Annotated in this window: 11 protein-coding genes; 7 read left to right on the top strand and 4 right to left on the bottom strand. The window is 59.3% G+C overall.

Annotated features, from left to right (window positions below; translation table 11 throughout):
- The first annotated feature begins 126 nt into the window (after positions 1-126).
- From ICA16_RS05305 to ICA16_RS05290, 4 genes are all read left to right on the top strand, one after another.
- A complete protein-coding gene (locus ICA16_RS05305; RefSeq protein WP_210700134.1) occupies positions 127-3234 on the top strand; it encodes an efflux RND transporter permease subunit in 3108 nt (1035 codons plus the stop codon).
- Positions 3231-4691, top strand: coding sequence for an efflux transporter outer membrane subunit (locus tag ICA16_RS05300; protein ID WP_210700133.1), 1461 nt, complete (start codon positions 3231-3233; stop codon positions 4689-4691). Before ICA16_RS05305 ends, ICA16_RS05300 begins: the two co-directional genes overlap by 4 nt.
- A 520-nt stretch (positions 4692-5211) precedes the next feature.
- Complete coding sequence (locus ICA16_RS05295; RefSeq protein ID WP_150603170.1) at positions 5212-7293, top strand: putative bifunctional diguanylate cyclase/phosphodiesterase; 2082 nt, start codon at positions 5212-5214, stop codon at positions 7291-7293.
- 180 nt (positions 7294-7473) lie between these two features.
- Positions 7474-8220 (top strand): SDR family oxidoreductase, encoded by a 747-nt coding sequence (locus ICA16_RS05290; protein ID WP_210554673.1) that lies wholly within the window; start codon positions 7474-7476, stop codon positions 8218-8220.
- Between the two features lie 227 nt (positions 8221-8447).
- Here the strand turns inward: ICA16_RS05290 and mapR are convergent, their stop codons facing one another.
- The 3 genes from mapR to ICA16_RS05275 form a co-directional block, all read right to left on the bottom strand.
- Positions 8448-9857: a GntR family transcriptional regulator MpaR gene (gene mapR / locus ICA16_RS05285; protein WP_042558991.1), complete on the bottom strand. Its 1410-nt coding sequence runs from the start codon at positions 9855-9857 to the stop codon at positions 8448-8450.
- Between the two features lie 209 nt (positions 9858-10066).
- Positions 10067-11497: a cytochrome c oxidase accessory protein CcoG gene (gene ccoG / locus ICA16_RS05280; RefSeq protein WP_210700132.1), complete on the bottom strand. Its 1431-nt coding sequence runs from the start codon at positions 11495-11497 to the stop codon at positions 10067-10069.
- Positions 11498-11692: 195 nt separating this feature from the next.
- A complete protein-coding gene (locus ICA16_RS05275; protein ID WP_150615756.1) occupies positions 11693-11941 on the bottom strand; it encodes a DUF3203 family protein in 249 nt (82 codons plus the stop codon).
- 123 nt (positions 11942-12064) lie between these two features.
- Here ICA16_RS05275 and ICA16_RS05270 point away from each other — a divergent pair, with 123 nt between their 5' ends.
- The gene (locus ICA16_RS05270; RefSeq protein ID WP_150603166.1) at positions 12065-12598 is read left to right on the top strand and encodes an MgtC/SapB family protein; all 534 of its coding nucleotides are present in this window, start codon (positions 12065-12067) and stop codon (positions 12596-12598) included.
- A 227-nt stretch (positions 12599-12825) separates the two neighbouring features.
- Here ICA16_RS05270 and ICA16_RS05265 read toward each other — a convergent pair whose 3' ends face one another.
- Positions 12826-12984: a hypothetical protein gene (locus ICA16_RS05265; protein WP_191626437.1), complete on the bottom strand. Its 159-nt coding sequence runs from the start codon at positions 12982-12984 to the stop codon at positions 12826-12828.
- A gap of 218 nt (positions 12985-13202) precedes the next feature.
- Here ICA16_RS05265 and ICA16_RS05260 point away from each other — a divergent pair, with 218 nt between their 5' ends.
- Together ICA16_RS05260 and treS are read left to right on the top strand one after the other, a co-directional pair.
- On the top strand, positions 13203-15200 hold the full coding sequence (locus tag ICA16_RS05260; protein ID WP_210700131.1) for an alpha-1,4-glucan--maltose-1-phosphate maltosyltransferase: 1998 nt from the start codon (positions 13203-13205) through the stop codon (positions 15198-15200).
- Between the two features lie 142 nt (positions 15201-15342).
- Positions 15343-18684 (top strand): maltose alpha-D-glucosyltransferase, encoded by a 3342-nt coding sequence (treS, locus tag ICA16_RS05255; protein ID WP_210700130.1) that lies wholly within the window; start codon positions 15343-15345, stop codon positions 18682-18684.
- Position 18685 lies beyond the last annotated feature (1 nt).

The following is an 18685-nucleotide window of genomic DNA, read 5'->3' as shown; positions in this document are numbered from 1 at the left end:
AACCTGTAGGAGTGAGCCTGCTCGCGATAGCGTCGGCACATCCAATATCAATGTAAGCAGACATACCGCTATCGCGAGCAGGCTCACGCCTACAGGGGTGCGGCGTGAAGCAGGGGACTGCGCTCGATGAACCTCTCCGGTCCTTTCATCAAGCGCCCGGTGGCAACCATGCTCCTGAGCCTGGCGATCATGCTGCTGGGCGGTGTCAGCTTCGGCTTGCTGCCAGTGTCGCCACTGCCGCAAATGGACTTCCCGGTGATCGTCGTGCAGGCGAGCCTGCCAGGCGCCAGTCCGGAAGTCATGGCGTCCACCGTGGCGACGCCGCTGGAGCGTTCGTTCGGTGCCATTGCCGGCGTCAACACCATGAGCAGCCGTTCGAGTCAGGGCTCGACCCGGGTCATTCTGCAATTCGATCTCGACCGAGACATCAACGGCGCAGCGCGGGAAGTGCAGGCCGCGATCAATGCTTCGCGCAATCTGTTGCCGAGCGGGATGCGCAGCATGCCGACCTATAAAAAGGTCAACCCGTCGCAGGCACCGATCATGGTGCTGTCGCTGACCTCGGATGTGCTGGAAAAAGGCCAGCTCTACGATCTGGCGTCGACCATCCTCTCGCAGAGCCTGTCGCAGGTGCAGGGTGTCGGTGAGGTGCAAATCGGCGGCAGTTCGCTCCCGGCGGTGCGCATCGAACTTGAACCGCAGGCACTCAACCAATACGGTGTGGCGCTCGACGATGTGCGTAAAACCATCGCCGATGCCAACCTGCGCCGGCCGAAAGGCTCGGTCGAGGACGGTCAGCGGCTGTGGCAGATCCAGGCCAACGATCAGTTAGAGAAAGCCAAGGATTACGAGTCGCTGATCATCCACTACGCCGATGGTGCCGCACTGCGCCTCAAAGACGTGGCCAAGGTCAGCGACGGAGTCGAAGACCGTTACAACAGCGGTTTCTTCAACGATGACGCGGCGGTCCTGCTGGTGATCAACCGCCAGGCCGGTGCCAACATCATCGAGACGGTCAACGAAATCAAGGCACAGTTGCCGGCGCTGCAGGCGGTGTTGCCGGCCAGCGTCAAACTGAATCTGGCGATGGACCGCTCGCCAGTGATCAAGGCAACCCTGCACGAAGCCGAGATGACGCTGTTGATCGCCGTGGGGCTGGTGATCCTGGTGGTCTTCCTGTTTCTGGGCAACTTCCGCGCCTCGCTGATTCCGAGCCTGGCCGTGCCGGTGTCGCTGGTCGGCACGTTTGCGGTGATGTACCTCTATGGCTTCTCGCTGAACAACCTGTCGCTGATGGCGTTGATTCTCGCCACCGGGCTGGTGGTGGACGATGCCATCGTGGTGCTGGAAAACATTTCCCGGCACATCGACGAAGGCGTCAAACCGATGCAGGCGGCTTATCTGGGCGCCAAGGAAGTCGGCTTTACCCTGCTGTCGATGAACGTGTCGCTGGTCGCGGTGTTCCTGTCGATCCTGTTCATGGGCGGGATTGTCGAGAGCCTGTTTCGCGAGTTTTCCATCACTTTGGCCGCGGCCATTGTGGTGTCGCTGGTGGTGTCCCTGACGTTGACGCCGATGCTCTGCGCGCGCTGGCTCAAACCGCACACGCCGGGGCAGGAAAACCGCCTGCAACGCTGGAGCCGCCGCACCAACGATTGGATGGTCGCCAGGTACGCCACCAGCCTCGACTGGGTGCTGCGCCACCGTCGCCTGACATTGCTCAGCCTGTTTATTACCGTAGGCGTCAATGTCGCGCTGTACGTGGTGGTGCCGAAAACCTTCATGCCGCAGCAGGACACGGGTCAGTTGATTGGTTTCGTGCGCGGTGATGACGGTCTGTCGTTCAGCGTCATGCAGCCGAAAATGGAGATCTTCCGCCGCGCCGTGCTCAAGGACGAGGCGGTGGAGAGTGTTGCCGGGTTCATCGGTGGCAGCAACGGCACCAACAACGCCTTCATGCTGGTGCGCTTGAAGCCAATCAAGGATCGCCAGTTGTCGGCGCAGAAGGTCATCGAGCGCCTGCGCAAGGAAATGCCCAAAGTGCCCGGCGCACAACTGATGCTGATGGCAGATCAGGATCTGCAATTTGGCGGTGGCCGCGAACAGACCTCGTCGCAGTACAGCTACATCCTGCAAAGCGGCGATCTCGGTGAATTACGTGAGTGGTATCCGAAAGTGGTCGCCGCGCTGCGCGCCTTGCCGGAGCTGACGGCGATTGACGCCCGCGAAGGCAAGGGCGCACAACAGGTGACGTTGATCGTCGATCGTGATCAGGCCAAACGCCTTGGCATCGACATGGACATGGTCACCTCGGTGCTCAACAACGCTTACAGCCAACGGCAGATTTCGACGATCTACGACAGCCTCAACCAGTATCAAGTGGTGATGGAGGTCAATCAGAAATACGCCCAGGACCCGGTGACGCTCAAGCAAGTGCAGGTCATCACCGCTGACGGTGCGCGGGTGCCGCTGTCGACTTTTGCGCACTATGAAAACAGCCTCGAAGACGATCGCGTCAGCCACGAAGGCCAGTTCGCTTCTGAAGATATTTCCTTCGACATGGCCGAAGGCGTGACGGTGGAGCAGGGCAGTGCCGCCATCGAGCGGGCGATTGCCAAGGTCGGCTTGCCGGAAGATGTCATCGCGAAAATGGCCGGCACCGCCGATGCCTTTGCCGCGACCCAGAAGAGCCAGCCGTTCATGATTCTTGGCGCGCTGCTGGCGGTGTATCTGGTGCTGGGCGTGCTTTATGAAAGCTATATCCATCCGCTGACGATTCTGTCGACGTTGCCCTCGGCCGGGGTTGGCGCGTTGCTGTCGATCTATGCGCTGGGGGGGGAATTCAGTCTGATATCGTTACTCGGATTGTTCCTGTTGATCGGCGTAGTGAAGAAAAACGCGATCCTGATGATCGACCTCGCGCTGCAACTGGAACGGCATCAGGGCATGACTCCGCTAGAGTCGATCCGCAGCGCCTGTTTGCAACGGCTGCGACCTATCCTGATGACCACGCTGGCGGCGATCCTCGGGGCCTTGCCGTTGCTGCTCAGCCGCGCCGAAGGTGCCGAAATGCGCCAGCCATTGGGCCTGACCATCATCGGCGGGCTGATTTTCAGCCAGGTGCTGACGCTTTACACCACGCCTGTGGTTTACCTCTATCTCGACAAGCTGCGCCATCGCTTCAACAAATGGCGTGGCGTGCGTACTGATGCTGCTCTGGAAACTCCGCTATGACCGACCGTTCGCTTTTAAATCTGGCCACTGCTCGCGGCTCGCGCCTGTTGAGCCTGTCATTGTGTGTGGCAATGCTCAGTGCCTGCGCCGTCGGCCCGGACTACCAGCGCCCGCAGACAGCGGAAATCGCTCAATACAAGGAAGCCGAAGGCTGGCGCCAGGCCAACCCGAGCGATTCGCTGGCCCGTGGCGCCTGGTGGGAGTTGTACGGCGATCAGCAACTCAACGGGCTGGTCGAGAAACTCAACAGCGCCAACCAGACGGTCGCGCAATCAGAAGCCCAATACCGTCAAGCCCAGGCCTTGGTCCGTAGCGCGCGCGGAGCGTTTTACCCAAGTGTCGACCTCAGCCTTGGCAAGACCCGCTCCAGTCAGGGCACCGGCAGCAGCAGTTCGAGCCTGAGCAGTTCCTCCAGCGGTATTCGCGATACCTACAACGCGCAGTTGGGCGTCAGTTGGGAAGCCGACATCTGGGGCAAGCTGCGCCGCGGGCTGCAAGCCGATGAGGCCAGTGCCCAGGCGAGCTTCGCCGATCTGGCGGCGATGCGTTTGAGCCAGCAGTCGGAGTTGGTGCAGAACTACCTGCAACTGCGGGTGATCGATGAGCAGAAGCGTTTGCTCGAAGCGACGGTTGCGGCGTATGAGCGTTCGCTGAAGATGACCCAGAACCAATACCGCGCGGGCGTTTCCGGGCGTGATGCGGTCGCCCAGGCGCAGACGCAACTGAAAAGTACCCAGGCTGATCTGGTCGATCTGATCTGGCAGCGGGCGCAGTTCGAAAACGCCATTGCCGTGCTCACCGGGCAAGCGCCGGCAAACTTCAACATCGCCGAAACCCAGACCATTCCGAATCTGCCGCAGGTGCCGTTGAACCTGCCTTCGCAACTGCTTGAGCGCCGCCCGGACATCGCCTCGGCCGAGCGCTCGGTGATAGCCGCCAACGCCAACATCGGCGTAGCCAAAGCCGCGTATTACCCGGATCTGTCGCTGAGCCTGAGTGGCGGCTACAGCAGCAGTACGTCAAATGACCTGATCAGCCTGCCGAACCGTTTCTGGTCGGTGGGGCCGAAACTGAACCTGCCGCTGTTCGACGGCGGCATACGTTCGGCAGAGGTCGACCGTACTGAAGCGGCGTACGACCAGACGGTGGCCAAGTACCGGCAGACGGTGCTCGATGGTTTCCGCGAGGTGGAAAACTATCTGGTGCAACTCAAGGTGTATGAAGACGAAGCAGCGGTGCGCCAGGAAGCGCTGGATGCTGCCCGTGATTCGCTGCGCCTGACGGAAAACCAGTACAAGGCCGGGCTGATTGCCTATATCGACGTTGTGGTGGTGCAGGCCACGGCGCTGAGTAACGAGCGCAATGTGCTGAATATCCTGCAGAGTCGCTTGATTGCCAGCGTGCAATTGATTGCCGCGCTGGGCGGTGGTTGGGATGGTGAACTGCCCGCCGAATGACTGTGCAGGAGCTGCGGCACGCTGCGATCTTTTGATCCTGGTCTTTAGAAGCAAGATCAAAAGATCGTCCGATCGCGGCCCGAGCCTTCGGCAGCTCCTACAGTTAACGCAATGACTACAGGTTAACGAATGACCTGTAGGAGCTGCGGTACGCTGCGATCTTTTGATCTTGTTTTTAGAGTCAGGATCAAAAGATCGCAGCCTTCGGCAGCTCCTACAGTTAACGCAATGACTACAGGTTAACGAATGACCTGTAGGAGCTGCGGCACGCTGCGATCTTTTGATCTTGTTTTTAGAATCAGGATCAAAAGATCGCAGCCTTCGGCCAGCTCCTACAAGGGTTTTTTGGGGGCTGTGATTACCGCGCCAGAGCCTTGTAGGACGATCAAACAAGCGTTTCATCGGGTTGATGGCAAAATGGTTACTTTGTCAGTGCGTTCTTCTGTGCAATCAGTACAATCGCCGCATTTTCCCGGCCGAGAATGGACGCAGTACGGTATGGGTCGCCACGAGAATCCGCATGCTCATCGGTAGTTATTCCTCCACTCTGGTTTTCATTTCGCTGTGTGTCGCGATTCTCGCCTCGTACACCGCGCTCGACCTCACCGGACGTATTGCCACGGCCAGAGGCCGTGCCGTGCATTTCTGGACTGCCGGTGGTGGTTTTGCCATGGGCATCGGTGTCTGGTCGATGCACTTCATCGGCATGCTCGCCTTCAAGCTGCCGATCGATCTGGGTTACGACATCGCCCTCACGGCACTGTCGCTGCTGATCGCGGTGCTGTCCTGTGGTTTTGCCTTGTGGCTGGTGAGTCAGCCGAAACTGCCCATTCTGCAATTGGCGTTTGGTGCGCTGATCATGGGCGCCGGCATCAGTGCCATGCATTACACCGGCATGGCGGCGATGCGCATGACCCCGGGAATCGACTACGACCCGACGCTGTTCAGTGCGTCCTTGTTGATCGCAGTCGGCGCTTCTGCGGCGGCGCTGTGGATCGCTTTTCGCTTGCGCCAGCATTCGCCCTATGTCCGTTTGATTCGCGCGGGCGCTGCGGTGATCATGGGCATCGCCATTGTCGGCATGCATTACACCGGCATGGCCGCCGCGCAATTTCCGGACGGCAGTTTCTGCGGCGCGACGATCAATGGCCTGAAAGGCAATGGCCTCGACAGCCTGGTACTGATTACCACGCTGGCCGTGCTGTCGATTGCCTTGCTCACCTCGATACTCGATGCGCGCCTTGAAGCACGTACTGCCGATCTGGCGCACTCGTTGACCGTGGCCAACCGCGAGCTCACGCAACTGGCGCTGCACGACACCCTGACCGGCCTGCCCAATCGCATGCTGCTCGACGACCGCATCAATCAGGCGATGAAAAAGGTCAATGAGCAGGGCGGTTGTTTTGCGCTGATGTTTATTGATCTGGACGGCTTCAAACCGGTCAATGACGCATTCGGCCATCACATGGGCGATCAGCTTTTGCGTGAAGTCGGCGTGCGCCTGCGCGAAGACTTGCGCAGCCTCGACACGCTGGCGCGGATCGGCGGCGATGAATTCGTCTTGCTGGTACGCCTGACCGAGCCTGACGATGCCTTGGGTTTGGCAGCACGTCAGGTCGGGCTGATCGCGCAACCATTTCACGTGGCTGAACATGATTTGCAGATTTCCGCCAGCGTCGGCATCGCCCTGTATCCGGGCAACGGCCAGAATGCGCAGGAATTGCTGATGAACGCCGACGCGGCGATGTACCACGCCAAGGGCGGCGGCAAAAACGGCTACAGCTTCTTCGACGTATCGATGAATACCAATGCGCGCAAACAGCTGCAATTGCTGCAGGATTTGCGCGCAGCGCTGGAGCATGGCCAGTTCAGCCTGTATTACCAGCCCAAGTTCGACGCCGCCAACGGTCGACCGGTCGGCGCCGAAGCGCTGCTGCGCTGGCAGCACCCGATCCACGGCATGCTGATGCCAGACAAATTCATCGATCTGGCGGAGAAAACCGGGCTGATTATCCCGATCGGCGAATGGGTGCTCAACGAAGCCTGCCGACAGATGCGCGAGTGGTACGTGCTCGGCTATACCGACTGGCGCATCGCGGTGAACCTGTCGGCGTTGCAGTTCTGCCACGCGGGGCTGGTGCGCGGCGTTGCCAAGGCGCTGGCGACCCACCATTTGCCGGCCAACAGCCTGACCCTGGAAATCACCGAAACCACGGCGATGAGCGACGCCGACGCGAGCATGACGGTGTTGCAGGAGTTGTCGGACATGGGCGTCGATTTGTCCATTGATGACTTTGGCACCGGCTATTCGAGCCTGATGTACCTCAAACGCCTGCCGGCCAACGAGTTGAAGATCGACCGTGGATTTGTCCGCGACCTGGAGCATGACAGCGACGATGCAGCGATTGTTTCGGCGATTGTCGCGTTGGGCCAGGCGCTGGGTTTGCGCATTGTTGCTGAAGGTGTTGAAACAGGGTCGCAGCAGGATTTCCTGACGCAACTGGGTTGCGATTCGTTGCAAGGGTATCTGCTGGGGCATCCGCTGCCGGCGGAGCAGTTCATGCGCGACATTGCCCGCGGCGAGAGCCTGGCGACAGTTTGATAGAGCGCGTCATCGTTCATCGCGAGCAGGCTCACTCCTACATTTGGAACGCATTCCCCCTGTAGGAGTGAGCCTGCTCGCGATGGCGTACTGCCAGACACCACACACACCATGCAAAACCCAACAATGGCGGTTATTCTTCCCCCGACGGTTACGTGTGCATTTGGGGGAAAGGCCAGCATGGATAAAGTCATTGTGATCACCGGTGGCGGGCGCGGGATTGGCGCCGCCACGGCATTGTTGGCTGCTGAACAGGGCTATCGGATCTGCATCAATTACCAGTCGGACGAACAGGCCGCGCACAGCGTGCTGGAGCAAGTCCGTGCGCTGGGCGCACACGCCATCGCGGTGCGCGCCGACGTCAGCATTGAAGACGAAGTGATCGGACTGTTTCAGCGGGTCGACACCGAACTGGGCCGAGTGACTGCGCTGGTGAACAATGCCGGCACCGTCGGACAAAAGTCGCGTGTCGATGAGATGTCCGAATTCCGCATCCTCAAAATCATGAAAACCAACGTCCTGGCGCCGATCCTCTGTGCCAAGCACGCCATTCTGCGCATGTCGCCCAAACACGGCGGGCAGGGCGGCAGCATCGTCAATGTGTCGTCGGTGGCGTCGCGTCTCGGTTCACCCAATGAATACGTTGACTACGCGGCCTCCAAAGGCGCGCTCGATACCTTCACCATTGGTTTGTCCAAGGAAGTGGCGGGCGAGGGGATTCGAGTGAACGCGGTGCGTCCGGGTTACATCTACACCGATTTCCACGCGCTGAGCGGCGATCCGGATCGGGTCAGCAAACTTGAATCGGCAATCCCGATGGCCCGTGGCGGGCGGCCGGATGAAGTGGCGGAGGCGATTATCTGGTTGCTGTCGGACAAGGCTTCGTATGCGACGGGGACGTTTGTTGATTTGGGTGGTGGGCGATAAACAGCAAGATCAAAAGATCGCAGCCTGCGGCAGCTCCTACAGAGGAATTTGTGTTCCCCTGTTGGAGCTGCCGCAGGCTGCGATCTTTTGTTTTGTCAGGTCTGGCCTCATCGCTGGCAAGCCAGCTCCCACAGTGATTTGTGTTGAACACACAATTTGTGAACGACATCGAAACCTGTGGGAGCTGGCTTGCCAGCGATAAGGCCGGTGCCATCAACATCAAACTGTCAGAACGACCGCACAATCCGCCCCAGCGTCTCCATCGCCTTCTCCGAATCCTCGGTCCACGGGCTGCCGTAATTCAAGCGAATACAGTTCCTGAACCGCTGCGTTGGCGAGAAAATCGGCCCCGGCGCGATGCTGATGCCTTGCGCCAGCGCCATCTGAAACAACTTCAACGAATCCATCTGCGGTGGCAATTCCAGCCATAGAAAGTAGCCGCCCGCCGGCTGACTGACCCGCGTCTGCGCCGGGAAGTACCGGGCAATCGCCGCGAGCATCGCGCTCTGCTGTTCTTCCAGCGCATAGCGCAATTTACGCAGATGCCGGTCGTAGCCGCCGTGTTGCAGGTAGTCGGCAATCGCCGCTTGCGCCGGCATCGAGGCGCACAGCGAGGTCATCAGTTTCAGCCGTTCGATCTTCTGCGCGTAGCGTCCGGCCGCGACCCAGCCGATGCGATAGCCGGGGGCCAGGCTCTTGGCGAACGATCCGCAATGCATCACCAGCCCTTCGGTGTCGAAGGCCTTGGCCGGTTTCGGCGCCTGTTGGCCGTAATAGAGTTCGGCGTAGACGTCGTCTTCGATCAGCGGCACTTGATGGCGGCGCAGCAGTTCGACCAGTTCCTGTTTCTTGGCCTCGGGCATGGTCGCGCCCATCGGGTTCTGGAAACTGGTCATGCACCAGCAGGCCTTGATCGGATGGCGTTCCAGCGTCTGCGCGAGCACGCCGAGGTCGATACCGTCGCGTGGGTGCACGGGGATTTCCACGGCTTTGAGTTTCAGTCGTTCCAGCACTTGCAGGCTGGCGTAGAACGCCGGGGCTTCGATGGCCACCAGATCGCCGGGTTCGGTGACCGCTTGCAGGCACAGGTTCAATGCTTCGAGGGCGCCGTTGGTGATCAGCAATTCTTCCATCGGCAACATCAAGCCGCCGACCATGTAACGCAGGGCGATCTGTCGACGCAGTTGCGGGTTGCCCGGCGACATGTCGGTGACCACCATGCGCGGGTCCATCTCCCGCGCGGCGCTGGCCAGTGACCGCGACAGCCGTTGCAACGGGAACAGTGTCGGGCTGGGGAATGCCGAGCCGAATGGCACGGTGCTTGGGTCCTTGATCGATTCCAGTACCGAGAACACCAGTTCGCTGACGTCGACTTCGGTGGAATCGTTGACGTGGCTGCTGATCACCGGCTCCGAGAACGGGCTCGGTGCGTGGGTGTTGACGAAGTAACCGGAGCGGGGCCGGGCGCGGATCAGACCCCGACGTTCGAGGAGGTAATAGGCCTGGAACACCGTGGACGGGCTGACGCCGTAAGTCTGGCTGGCATAGCGCACCGATGGAACGCGCTGGCCGGGGCCCAGGACGCCGGAGCGGATCAGTTCTGCGATGTCTTCGGCGAATTTTTCGTAGCGTTTCATCGGCTGCCCGGTTGGTGATTGATTCGAGTGTAGGAAATTGTGGCGAGGGGATTTATCCGCGCTGGGCTGCGGAGCAGTCCTGAAACCATCCAACGCGGTGTTTCAGGAATAATCGGGTTGCAGGGTTTGGGGCTGCTTCGCAGCCCAGCGGGGATAAATCCCCTCGCCACAGGGATCGCAGCGCTACTGAAAGGGCTGCATCTTAAGGCTCAGCGATTCATCGGCGCCACAAACCTGCTCTTTGCCACGCTGTAAATCTCAGGTTCATCGCTGTCGGCAATCTTGAAACTCAAGGTCTGCGAACTGCTACTCGGCCGCTCCGTGGTCATCGCCACCGACACCGGTACATCGACAATCTCACCCGGCGCCAGGCTCAGTTCGGTTTTGCCTTGGAGCTGGAAGCCATCGCCGTCGACCAGGCTCAGGTGGTAATCCTGGCGCTGCTGGGTCTTGTTGATGACTTTGAGGCTGTAGATGTTTTCGATCTGGCCCTGACCGTTTTCGCGGAACAGTCCACGATCCTTGGTCACGTCCAGCGATACCATCGGCCGCTCGACCAAGGCCAATGCCAGTGCGCCGATCATCACCAGCAGCACCGCCACGTAACCGATCAGCCGTGGCCGCAGCAGATGCGTTTTGCCTCCCTGCAATTCGCGCTCGGAACTGTAGCGGATCAAGCCGCGCGGGTAGTTCATTTTGTCCATGATCGAATCACAAGCGTCGATGCACGCCGCGCAACCGATGCACTCCATCTGCAAACCGTCGCGAATGTCGATACCGGTCGGGCACACCTGCACGCACAACTGGCAGTCGATGCAATCGCCCAGCCCTGCTTCCAGCGGTTTCACATCACGTTTGCGCGGGCCACGGTTTTCGCCGCGGGCCACGTCGTAGGAAATTGCCAGGGTGTCCTTGTCGAACATCACGCTCTGGAATCGCGCATACGGGCACATGTGCATGCACACGGCTTCGCGCAGCCAGCCGGCATTGATGTAAGTCGCGGCGGTGAAAAACAGCACCCAGAACAGGCTGACTCCGCCGATTTGCAGGGTCAGCAGTTCTTCGGCCAGCGGCCGGATCGGCGTGAAGTAACCAACGAAAGTCAGGCCGGTGAGCACGCTGATCGCCAGCCACAAGGTGTGCTTGGCCGCGCGGCGCGCCAGTTTGTTCAAGCCCCATGGCGCGGCTTGCAGTTTGATCCGTTGGTTGCGCTCGCCCTCGGTGATCTTCTCGCACCACATGAAGATCCACGTCCACGAACTCTGCGGGCAGGTGTAACCGCACCAGACCCGCCCGGCGAACACGGTGATGGCGAAGAGGCCGAACGCGGCGATGATCAGCAGGGCCGAGAGCAGAATGAAATCCTGTGGCCAGAAGGTCGCGCCGAAAATGTGAAATTTGCTTTCCGCCAGATCCCACAACACGGCCTGGCGACCACCCCAGTTCAACCACACCGTGCCAAAGAACAGCAAAAACAGAAACCCCGCGCCGCTCATGCGCAAGGTGCGGAACAGGCCGGTGAAACTGCGAGTGTGAATCTGGTTGTCGCTGGATTTGGCCGTCGCCTTCATTGGGCGTGCGGGCACACTTTTTATGGTGGGGGATGCTTCTACGGTTCGGACGGGGATTTGTTCGCTCATGGTCGTTCGCTCATCAGCCTCCATCAGGCCGATGAACTATGAGCGTCGATCTGTTTGCATAACAGGCTCAGCTAACTCAATAAAAACCATATCAGATGGTTTTTTATGCGCAGCCTGCGACAACTTGAAGCAGCCCGCAGGCCAAGGCGCAAACGCCTGAACCAGACGTTCACGCGGGGTGTTGACCAAGGTCAATCAAATCACCGAATCACTCGTATCGGCCTTCAAATGCTTACGCCCATCCTTGACGCCTGCAACGGTCAAGGCGTCGGCCTCTGCTTCGGTGATGTAGACGCGCCGCGCTTCGATTTCTACAAATGACATGGCTTTATCGCTATCTGTCTTGACCTCAAGGGTGTCGCAGATGCGAATTTCCTCACCATTTTCAACGGTGAAAAAACACACTTTTGACTCGGGATTGGTTTCATCGATTCGAACGGTCATGAGGCGGTCCTTTTTTTCACGGGTATCTGAAAGGTTAGGGCACAGGACTCGCAGATCGTTCTGCGCAACTGATTAATGGTCGCTGCTGTCCATCGTTTATCAAGCCATAACAAGGACTGCACGATGAACGCGTGGTGGGAAGAGGTGCTGGAAACGCTGCAAGCAGAATTCGCCGACATCGGCGATGCGTCGCAACTGACGCGCATTACCGTGCGCCTGCTGGTGGCGGCGATCCTTGGCGGGATTCTCGGTTTCGAGCGTGAGCAAAAGGGCAAGGCTGCCGGCGTGCGAACGCACATGCTGGTGGCGCTGGGGGCGGCGATGTTTGTGTTGGTGCCGCAGACCTCGGGCGCAGAGTCCGACGCGATGAGCCGGGTGTTGCAGGGGGTGATTGCCGGGATCGGCTTCCTGTGCGCAGGCACCATTTTGAAAAATCAGGAGGGTGATGAGGGTCACGTCAAAGGCCTGACCACCGCTGCGGGCTTGTGGATGACAGCAGCCATCGGCGTGGCGGCCGGTTTGGGCAAAGAGGCAACCGCACTGCTCAGTACCCTGCTGACACTGGGGATTTTCAGTCTGATGCCGAGGATCGTGCGCATTTTCGATAAAGACGATCAGCCTTTTGACAAGGATGAGCAAAAGAATGATCGCTTGTAACGACAACTCTCAACTGTAGGAGCTGCGGCACGCTGCGATCTGTTGATCTTGCTTCACAAAAAAGTCAAAAGATCGCAGCGTGCCGCAGCTCCTACAGGTCATTCGTTAACCGTAGTAATTGCGTTCACTGTAGGAGCTGCCGGAGGCTGCGATCTTTTGATCTTAAAAACAGAATCAAAAGATCGCAGCGTGCCGCAGCTCCTACAGGGACGGTTGTGTTCAGGAGATTAGAGGATCACCGGCGGCATTGTCGTCGGGGGCTCTTCCTTGGGCGGTGGCGTGGTGCCTGGCGGCTCCTGCTCGGGGATCGGTTGCGGCTCGGTGTCGGGAATGGTCGGGTTGTCGATGTTCGGATCGGGCGTTTCCGCCGGGAACGGGTTGTTCATCAGGTAGACCTCCGTGTGGCACATGGCGTGAGAAGTGCTTAAGTGGATTGACCGCCTCGTGGCGAATTCGATCCACCGGGTTGAACAGACAAATCGCTGTGAACTTTTCCCGGCACCGGTCGCTCGGAACCTAAGTGAGTTCATTCCGGGGCAGGTGCTTTGTTGTGAAGACTGAACCGGCACAAGAGCGTCCTTGGGGCGTTAAGGAGAGATGCTCGATGACTGCTGAAAAACCCTCAGAGCTGAGCTACAACCCGCACATGCCGCTGTCGCAGGCATTGCTGCTGCCGCGCATTGTTATTGAAGACACCATGCCGACCCTCGATGGCGGGCAGTTTGCCGTGAAGTCGATTGCCGGGCGCGACGTGATCGTGACCAGCAAGGTGTTTGCCGACGGTCACGACAAGCTTGCGGTGCGCATCCGCTGGCGTCAGGAAGGTCAGGAAACCTGGCAAAGCGAAGTCATGTCCGAGCTGGGCAACAACGGCTGGCGTGGCACTTTCCGCCCGGAACACCAAGGGCGATTCCTGTATTGCGTCGAAGCATGGATCGACCATTTCGCCAGTTTCCAGTACGAACTGGAAAAGAAGCACAACGCCGCCGTCCCGGTTTCACTGGAGCTGCAAGAAGGTCGCAGCATGGTGCAACACGCCGCCGAGCGCAGCGAAGGTCAGCTCAGCGAACAACTGGCCGCACTGCACCATGAATTGTCCGGTCTGCTCGAAACCGAGCAGGTTGCGTTGTTTCTGCACTCGCGCAGTGCGCAACTGATGGCGCAGGCAGATCACCGCGCCTACCTGAGCGTCAGCGCGGAATTCCCGATGGATGTCGAGCGTGAACTGGCCGAGTTCGCCAGTTGGTATGAATTGTTTCCACGCTCGATCACCGACGATCCCAACCGCCACGGCACTTTCAATGATGTGCACTCGCGGTTGCCGATGATTCAGGACATGGGCTTCGACGTCCTTTATTTCACGCCGATCCACCCGATTGGCCGCGCCCACCGCAAGGGGCGCAACAATTCCCTGACCGCTGGGCCGGATGATCCGGGCAGCCCGTATGCCATCGGCAGCGAGGAGGGTGGCCACGAGGCGATTCACTCGCAACTCGGCACGCGTGAGGATTTCCGTCGGCTGGTGGCTGCGGCTGCCGATCATGGTCTGGAAATCGCCCTCGATTTCGCCATCCAGTGTTCCCAGGATCACCCGTGGCTCAAGCAGCATCCGGGCTGGTTCAACTGGCGGCCGGACGGCACGATCAAATATGCGGAAAACCCGCCGAAGAAATATCAGGACATCGTCAACGTCGACTTTTATGCCCCGGACGCGATCCCGAGCCTGTGGGTTGAGTTGCGGGACATCGTCATTGGCTGGGTCGAGGAGGGCGTGAAGATCTTTCGCGTCGACAATCCGCACACCAAGCCGCTGCCGTTCTGGCAATGGCTGATTGCCGATGTGCGGGCGCTGCACCCGGAAGTGATCTTCCTCGCCGAAGCCTTCACCACACCGGCGATGATGGCGCGCCTGGGCAAGGTCGGTTACACCCAGAGCTACACCTATTTCACCTGGCGCAACACCAAGGCCGAGTTGGCCGCGTACTTCACCGAGCTAAACGAGTCGCCGTGGCGCGAATGCTACCGACCGAACTTCTTCGTCAATACGCCTGACATCAACCCGGCGTTTTTGCATGAGTCCGGGCGCGCGGGTTTTCTCATCCGTGCAGCGCTGGCGACCATGGGTTCGGGTCTGTGGGGCATGTATTCGGGGTTTGAACTGTGTGAAGCGGCGCCAGTGCCGGGCAAGGAGGAGTACCTCGATTCCGAAAAGTACGAAATCCGCGTCCGCGATTTCAACGCACCGGGCAACATCATTGCCGAGATCGCCCAGCTCAACCGCATCCGCCGCCAAAACCCGGCGCTGCACACGCATCTGGGCTTGCAGGTCTACAACGCGTGGAACGACAACATTCTGTATTTCGGTAAACGCAGCGCCGATGGCAGCAATTTCATTCTGGTAGCGGTGAGCCTTGATCCGCATAACGCGCAAGAAGCGAATTTCGAGTTGCCGTTGTGGGAAATGGGCCTGCCGGACGATGCGACTACGCACGGCGAAGATTTGATGAGCGGGCACCGCTGGGACTGGCACGGCAAATACCAGTTCATGCGCCTTGATCCGGCGTATCAACCGTTCGGCATCTGGCGGATCACTGCCACATAAAGCATTGCACAACCCCCTGTAGGAGCTGCCGAAGGCTGCGATCTGTTGATCTTGCTTCAAAAAAGATCGCAGCCTTCGGCAGCTCCTACAGGTACTCGCACGATCAATTCATGTGCAGAAACGAATTTTTCAGGAGTTTCACATGGCGAAGAAACCCAAGGCAGCCACCTTTATCAAAGACCCGCTCTGGTACAAGGACGCGGTGATCTATCAAGTACACGTCAAATCGTTTTTCGACTCTAACAACGACGGGATCGGCGACTTTCCCGGCCTGATCGCCAAACTCGATTACATTGCCGAACTCGGCGTCAACACCATCTGGCTGCTGCCGTTCTACCCCTCGCCACGTCGTGACGACGGTTACGACATCGCCGAATATCGCGGCGTGCACAGCGATTACGGGACCATGGCCGACGCCAAGCGCTTTATCGCTGAGGCGCATAAACGCGGTTTGCGAGTGATCACCGAGCTGGTCATCAACCACACCTCCGACCAGCATCCGTGGTTCCAGCGTGCGCGCAAGGCCAAGCCCGGTTCGGCGGCGCGAGACTTTTACGTGTGGTCGGACGACGACCAGAAATACGACGGCACGCGGATCATTTTCCTCGACACCGAAAAGTCCAACTGGACCTGGGATCCGGTCGCCGGCCAGTACTTCTGGCACCGTTTCTATTCGCATCAGCCGGACCTGAATTTCGACAACCCGCAAGTGATGAAAGCCGTGCTGTCAGTAATGCGTTACTGGCTGGACATGGGCATTGATGGCCTGCGTCTGGACGCGATTCCGTACCTGATCGAACGCGATGGCACCAACAACGAAAACCTCCCGGAAACCCACGACGTCCTCAAGCAGATCCGCGCCGAAATCGACGCCAACTACCCGGACCGCATGCTGCTGGCCGAGGCCAACCAATGGCCGGAAGACACTCAACTGTATTTCGGTGACACCGACGCCGAAGGCCTGAATGGCGATGAATGCCACATGGCTTTCCACTTTCCGCTGATGCCGCGCATGTACATGGCGCTGGCTCAGGAGGATCGCTTTCCAATCACCGACATTCTGCGCCAGACCCCGGAAATTCCCGCCAACTGTCAGTGGGCAATTTTCCTGCGTAACCACGATGAACTGACGTTGGAAATGGTGACCGACAAGGAACGCGATTACCTGTGGAATTACTATGCCGCTGACCGTCGCGCGCGGATCAACCTCGGTATTCGCCGGCGTCTGGCACCATTGATGGAGCGCGACCGCCGTCGCGTCGAGTTGCTCAACAGCCTGCTGCTGTCGATGCCGGGCACGCCGACCTTGTATTACGGCGATGAAATCGGCATGGGCGACAACATTTACCTCGGTGACCGCGACGGTGTGCGTACGCCGATGCAGTGGTCCATCGACCGCAACGGCGGCTTCTCTCGCGCCGATCCGGCCAGCCTGGTGCTGCCACCGATCATGGACCCGCAATACGGTTATCTGTCGGTCAACGTCGAGACCCAGGCCGGCGATCCGCACTCGCTGCTGAACTGGACGCGGCGCATGCTCGCGGTACGTAAACAGTCCAAGGCGTTCGGGCGCGGCACACTGAAAATGCTCTCGCCGAGCAACCGACGGATTCTGGCCTACACCCGCGAATTCACCGATGCCGACGGCAAGCACGAAATCATTCTTTGCGTGGCCAACGTGTCGCGCAGTGCTCAGGCAGCGGAGCTCGACCTGTCTGCCTACACCGGGATGGTGCCGGTGGAAATGCTCGGCGGTAATGCTTTTCCGCCGATTGGCCAGCTGAATTTCCTCCTGACCCTGGCCCCGTACGGCTTCTACTGGTTCGCCCTGGCGACCGAAAATCAGATGCCGAGCTGGCACGTCGAACCGGTGCAAAGCCTGCCGGACTTCACCACGTTAGTGCTGAAAAAGCGTATGGAAGAACTGCTCGAAGCGCCGTCCCGCACGACGCTGGAACAGAGCATTCTGCCGAGCTGGCTGCAAAACCGTCGCTGGTTCGCCGGCAAGGATGCGGCCATCGAGAAGGTCAATCTGGCTTACGGCGTGCGGTTTGGCGATGCGCAGCAACCCGTGCTGCTCAGCGAAATCGAAGTCACCAGCGGTGGCCAGACCAGCCGTTATCAGCTGCCGTTCGGCTTTATCGCCGAAGATTACGTCGGGCCACCGTTGCCGCAGCAATTGGCACTGGCCCGCGTGCGTCGGGTTCGTCAGGTCGGCCTGATTACTGACGCGTTCAGCCTCGAAGGGTTTGTTCGTGCGGTGCTGCAAGGCATGCAGAACAACGCGGTGCTGGAATCTGCCGACGGCGAAATCCGTTTCGCACCGACGGCGCATCTGGAAAAACTAAATCTGGGTGCCGACGCCGAAGTGCGTTATCTGTCGGCCGAGCAATCCAACAGTTCGGTTGTGATCGGCAACAGCCTGGTGCTCAAGCTGATTCGTAAAGTAGCGTCCGGCGTACACCCGGAACTGGAGATGAGCGCTTACCTGACCGCTGCCGGATTTGCCAATATCTCGCCGCTGCTGGGCTCGGTGATTCGCCGCGATGCCAAGGGCGAAGACAATCTGCTGATGATCGCCCAAGGTTATTTGAGCAATCAGGGCGATGCGTGGGAATGGACGCAGAACAACCTCGAACGGGCGTTGCGCGATGAATTGGCCGACTCCATGTCCGAGCAGGATCAGCATTACAACGCCTTGGGCGAGCTGAGGGATTTTGCCGGAATGCTCGGCCAGCGCCTCGGTGAGATGCACAAGATGCTGGCGGCGTCGACCGACAACGCCGATTTTGCACCTCAGGTGAGTTCGGCCAAGGACATGCAGGCGACCGGCAAGGATGTCGCTGCACAGGTCGAGCATGCGTTGAAACTGCTCAAGCAACATCAGGGCGAACTCAGCGCTGCCGATCAGAAACTGGTCGCACGGCTGCTCGACGAGAAGAAAACCATCCTTGCCCATGTGCAGGATCTGGCGAAAAAAGCCGTCGGTGGTTTGCGTATTCGTGTCCACGGTGACTTGCACCTGGGCCAGGTGCTGGTGATCAAGGGCGATGCCTATCTGATCGATTTCGAGGGCGAACCCGCGCGACCATTGAGCGAACGCCGTGGCAAACACAGTCCGTACAAGGATGTCAGCGGTGTGCTGCGATCTTTCGATTACGCCGCAGCGATGACCATCAACGTGCACAACGTTGATCACAGCGCTGAGTCCGAAGACGCCCGCCGTCGCGTGGCGCAACGCTATCTTGTTGAAGCGCGCTCAGCATTTGTCAAGGCATATCGCCAAGCGGCAGCTAGTCTTGATCATGCCTGGCAGGATCCTGAAGGTGCCGACGCGGCGCTCGCGCTGTTCGGTCTGGAGAAGGCGGCCTATGAAGTGGCCTATGAAGCCGAAAATCGCCCCACGTGGCTGCCCGTGCCGTTGCACGGTTTGTATGGGTTATTGACGGGGCTTAAACCCTTTTCCGATCTTGGTGGAGAGTAGT

It is taken from the genome of Pseudomonas anatoliensis (genome assembly GCF_017976235.1).
In the GTDB taxonomy this organism is placed as follows: domain Bacteria; phylum Pseudomonadota; class Gammaproteobacteria; order Pseudomonadales; family Pseudomonadaceae; genus Aquipseudomonas; species Aquipseudomonas anatoliensis.
Note: the sequence above shows the minus strand (reverse complement) of the source record. Positions and strands in the feature narration are given on the sequence as shown.

What these genes read in the sequence shown, in the direction of transcription:
- ICA16_RS05295 (WP_150603170.1), top strand. Translation starts at nt 5,212, where the DNA reads ATGCTCATCGGTAGTTATTCCTCCACTCTGGTTTTCATTTCGCTGTGT.
- ICA16_RS05275 (WP_150615756.1), bottom strand. Translation starts at nt 11,941, where the DNA reads ATGACCGTTCGAATCGATGAAACCAATCCCGAGTCAAAAGTGTGTTTT.
- ICA16_RS05290 (WP_210554673.1), top strand. Translation starts at nt 7,474, where the DNA reads ATGGATAAAGTCATTGTGATCACCGGTGGCGGGCGCGGGATTGGCGCC.
- mapR (WP_042558991.1), bottom strand. Translation starts at nt 9,857, where the DNA reads ATGAAACGCTACGAAAAATTCGCCGAAGACATCGCAGAACTGATCCGC.
- ccoG (WP_210700132.1), bottom strand. Translation starts at nt 11,497, where the DNA reads ATGAGCGAACAAATCCCCGTCCGAACCGTAGAAGCATCCCCCACCATA.
- ICA16_RS05305 (WP_210700134.1), top strand. Translation starts at nt 127, where the DNA reads ATGAACCTCTCCGGTCCTTTCATCAAGCGCCCGGTGGCAACCATGCTC.
- treS (WP_210700130.1), top strand. Translation starts at nt 15,343, where the DNA reads ATGGCGAAGAAACCCAAGGCAGCCACCTTTATCAAAGACCCGCTCTGG.
- ICA16_RS05265 (WP_191626437.1), bottom strand. Translation starts at nt 12,984, where the DNA reads ATGAACAACCCGTTCCCGGCGGAAACGCCCGATCCGAACATCGACAAC.
- ICA16_RS05260 (WP_210700131.1), top strand. Translation starts at nt 13,203, where the DNA reads ATGACTGCTGAAAAACCCTCAGAGCTGAGCTACAACCCGCACATGCCG.
- ICA16_RS05300 (WP_210700133.1), top strand. Translation starts at nt 3,231, where the DNA reads ATGACCGACCGTTCGCTTTTAAATCTGGCCACTGCTCGCGGCTCGCGC.
- ICA16_RS05270 (WP_150603166.1), top strand. Translation starts at nt 12,065, where the DNA reads ATGAACGCGTGGTGGGAAGAGGTGCTGGAAACGCTGCAAGCAGAATTC.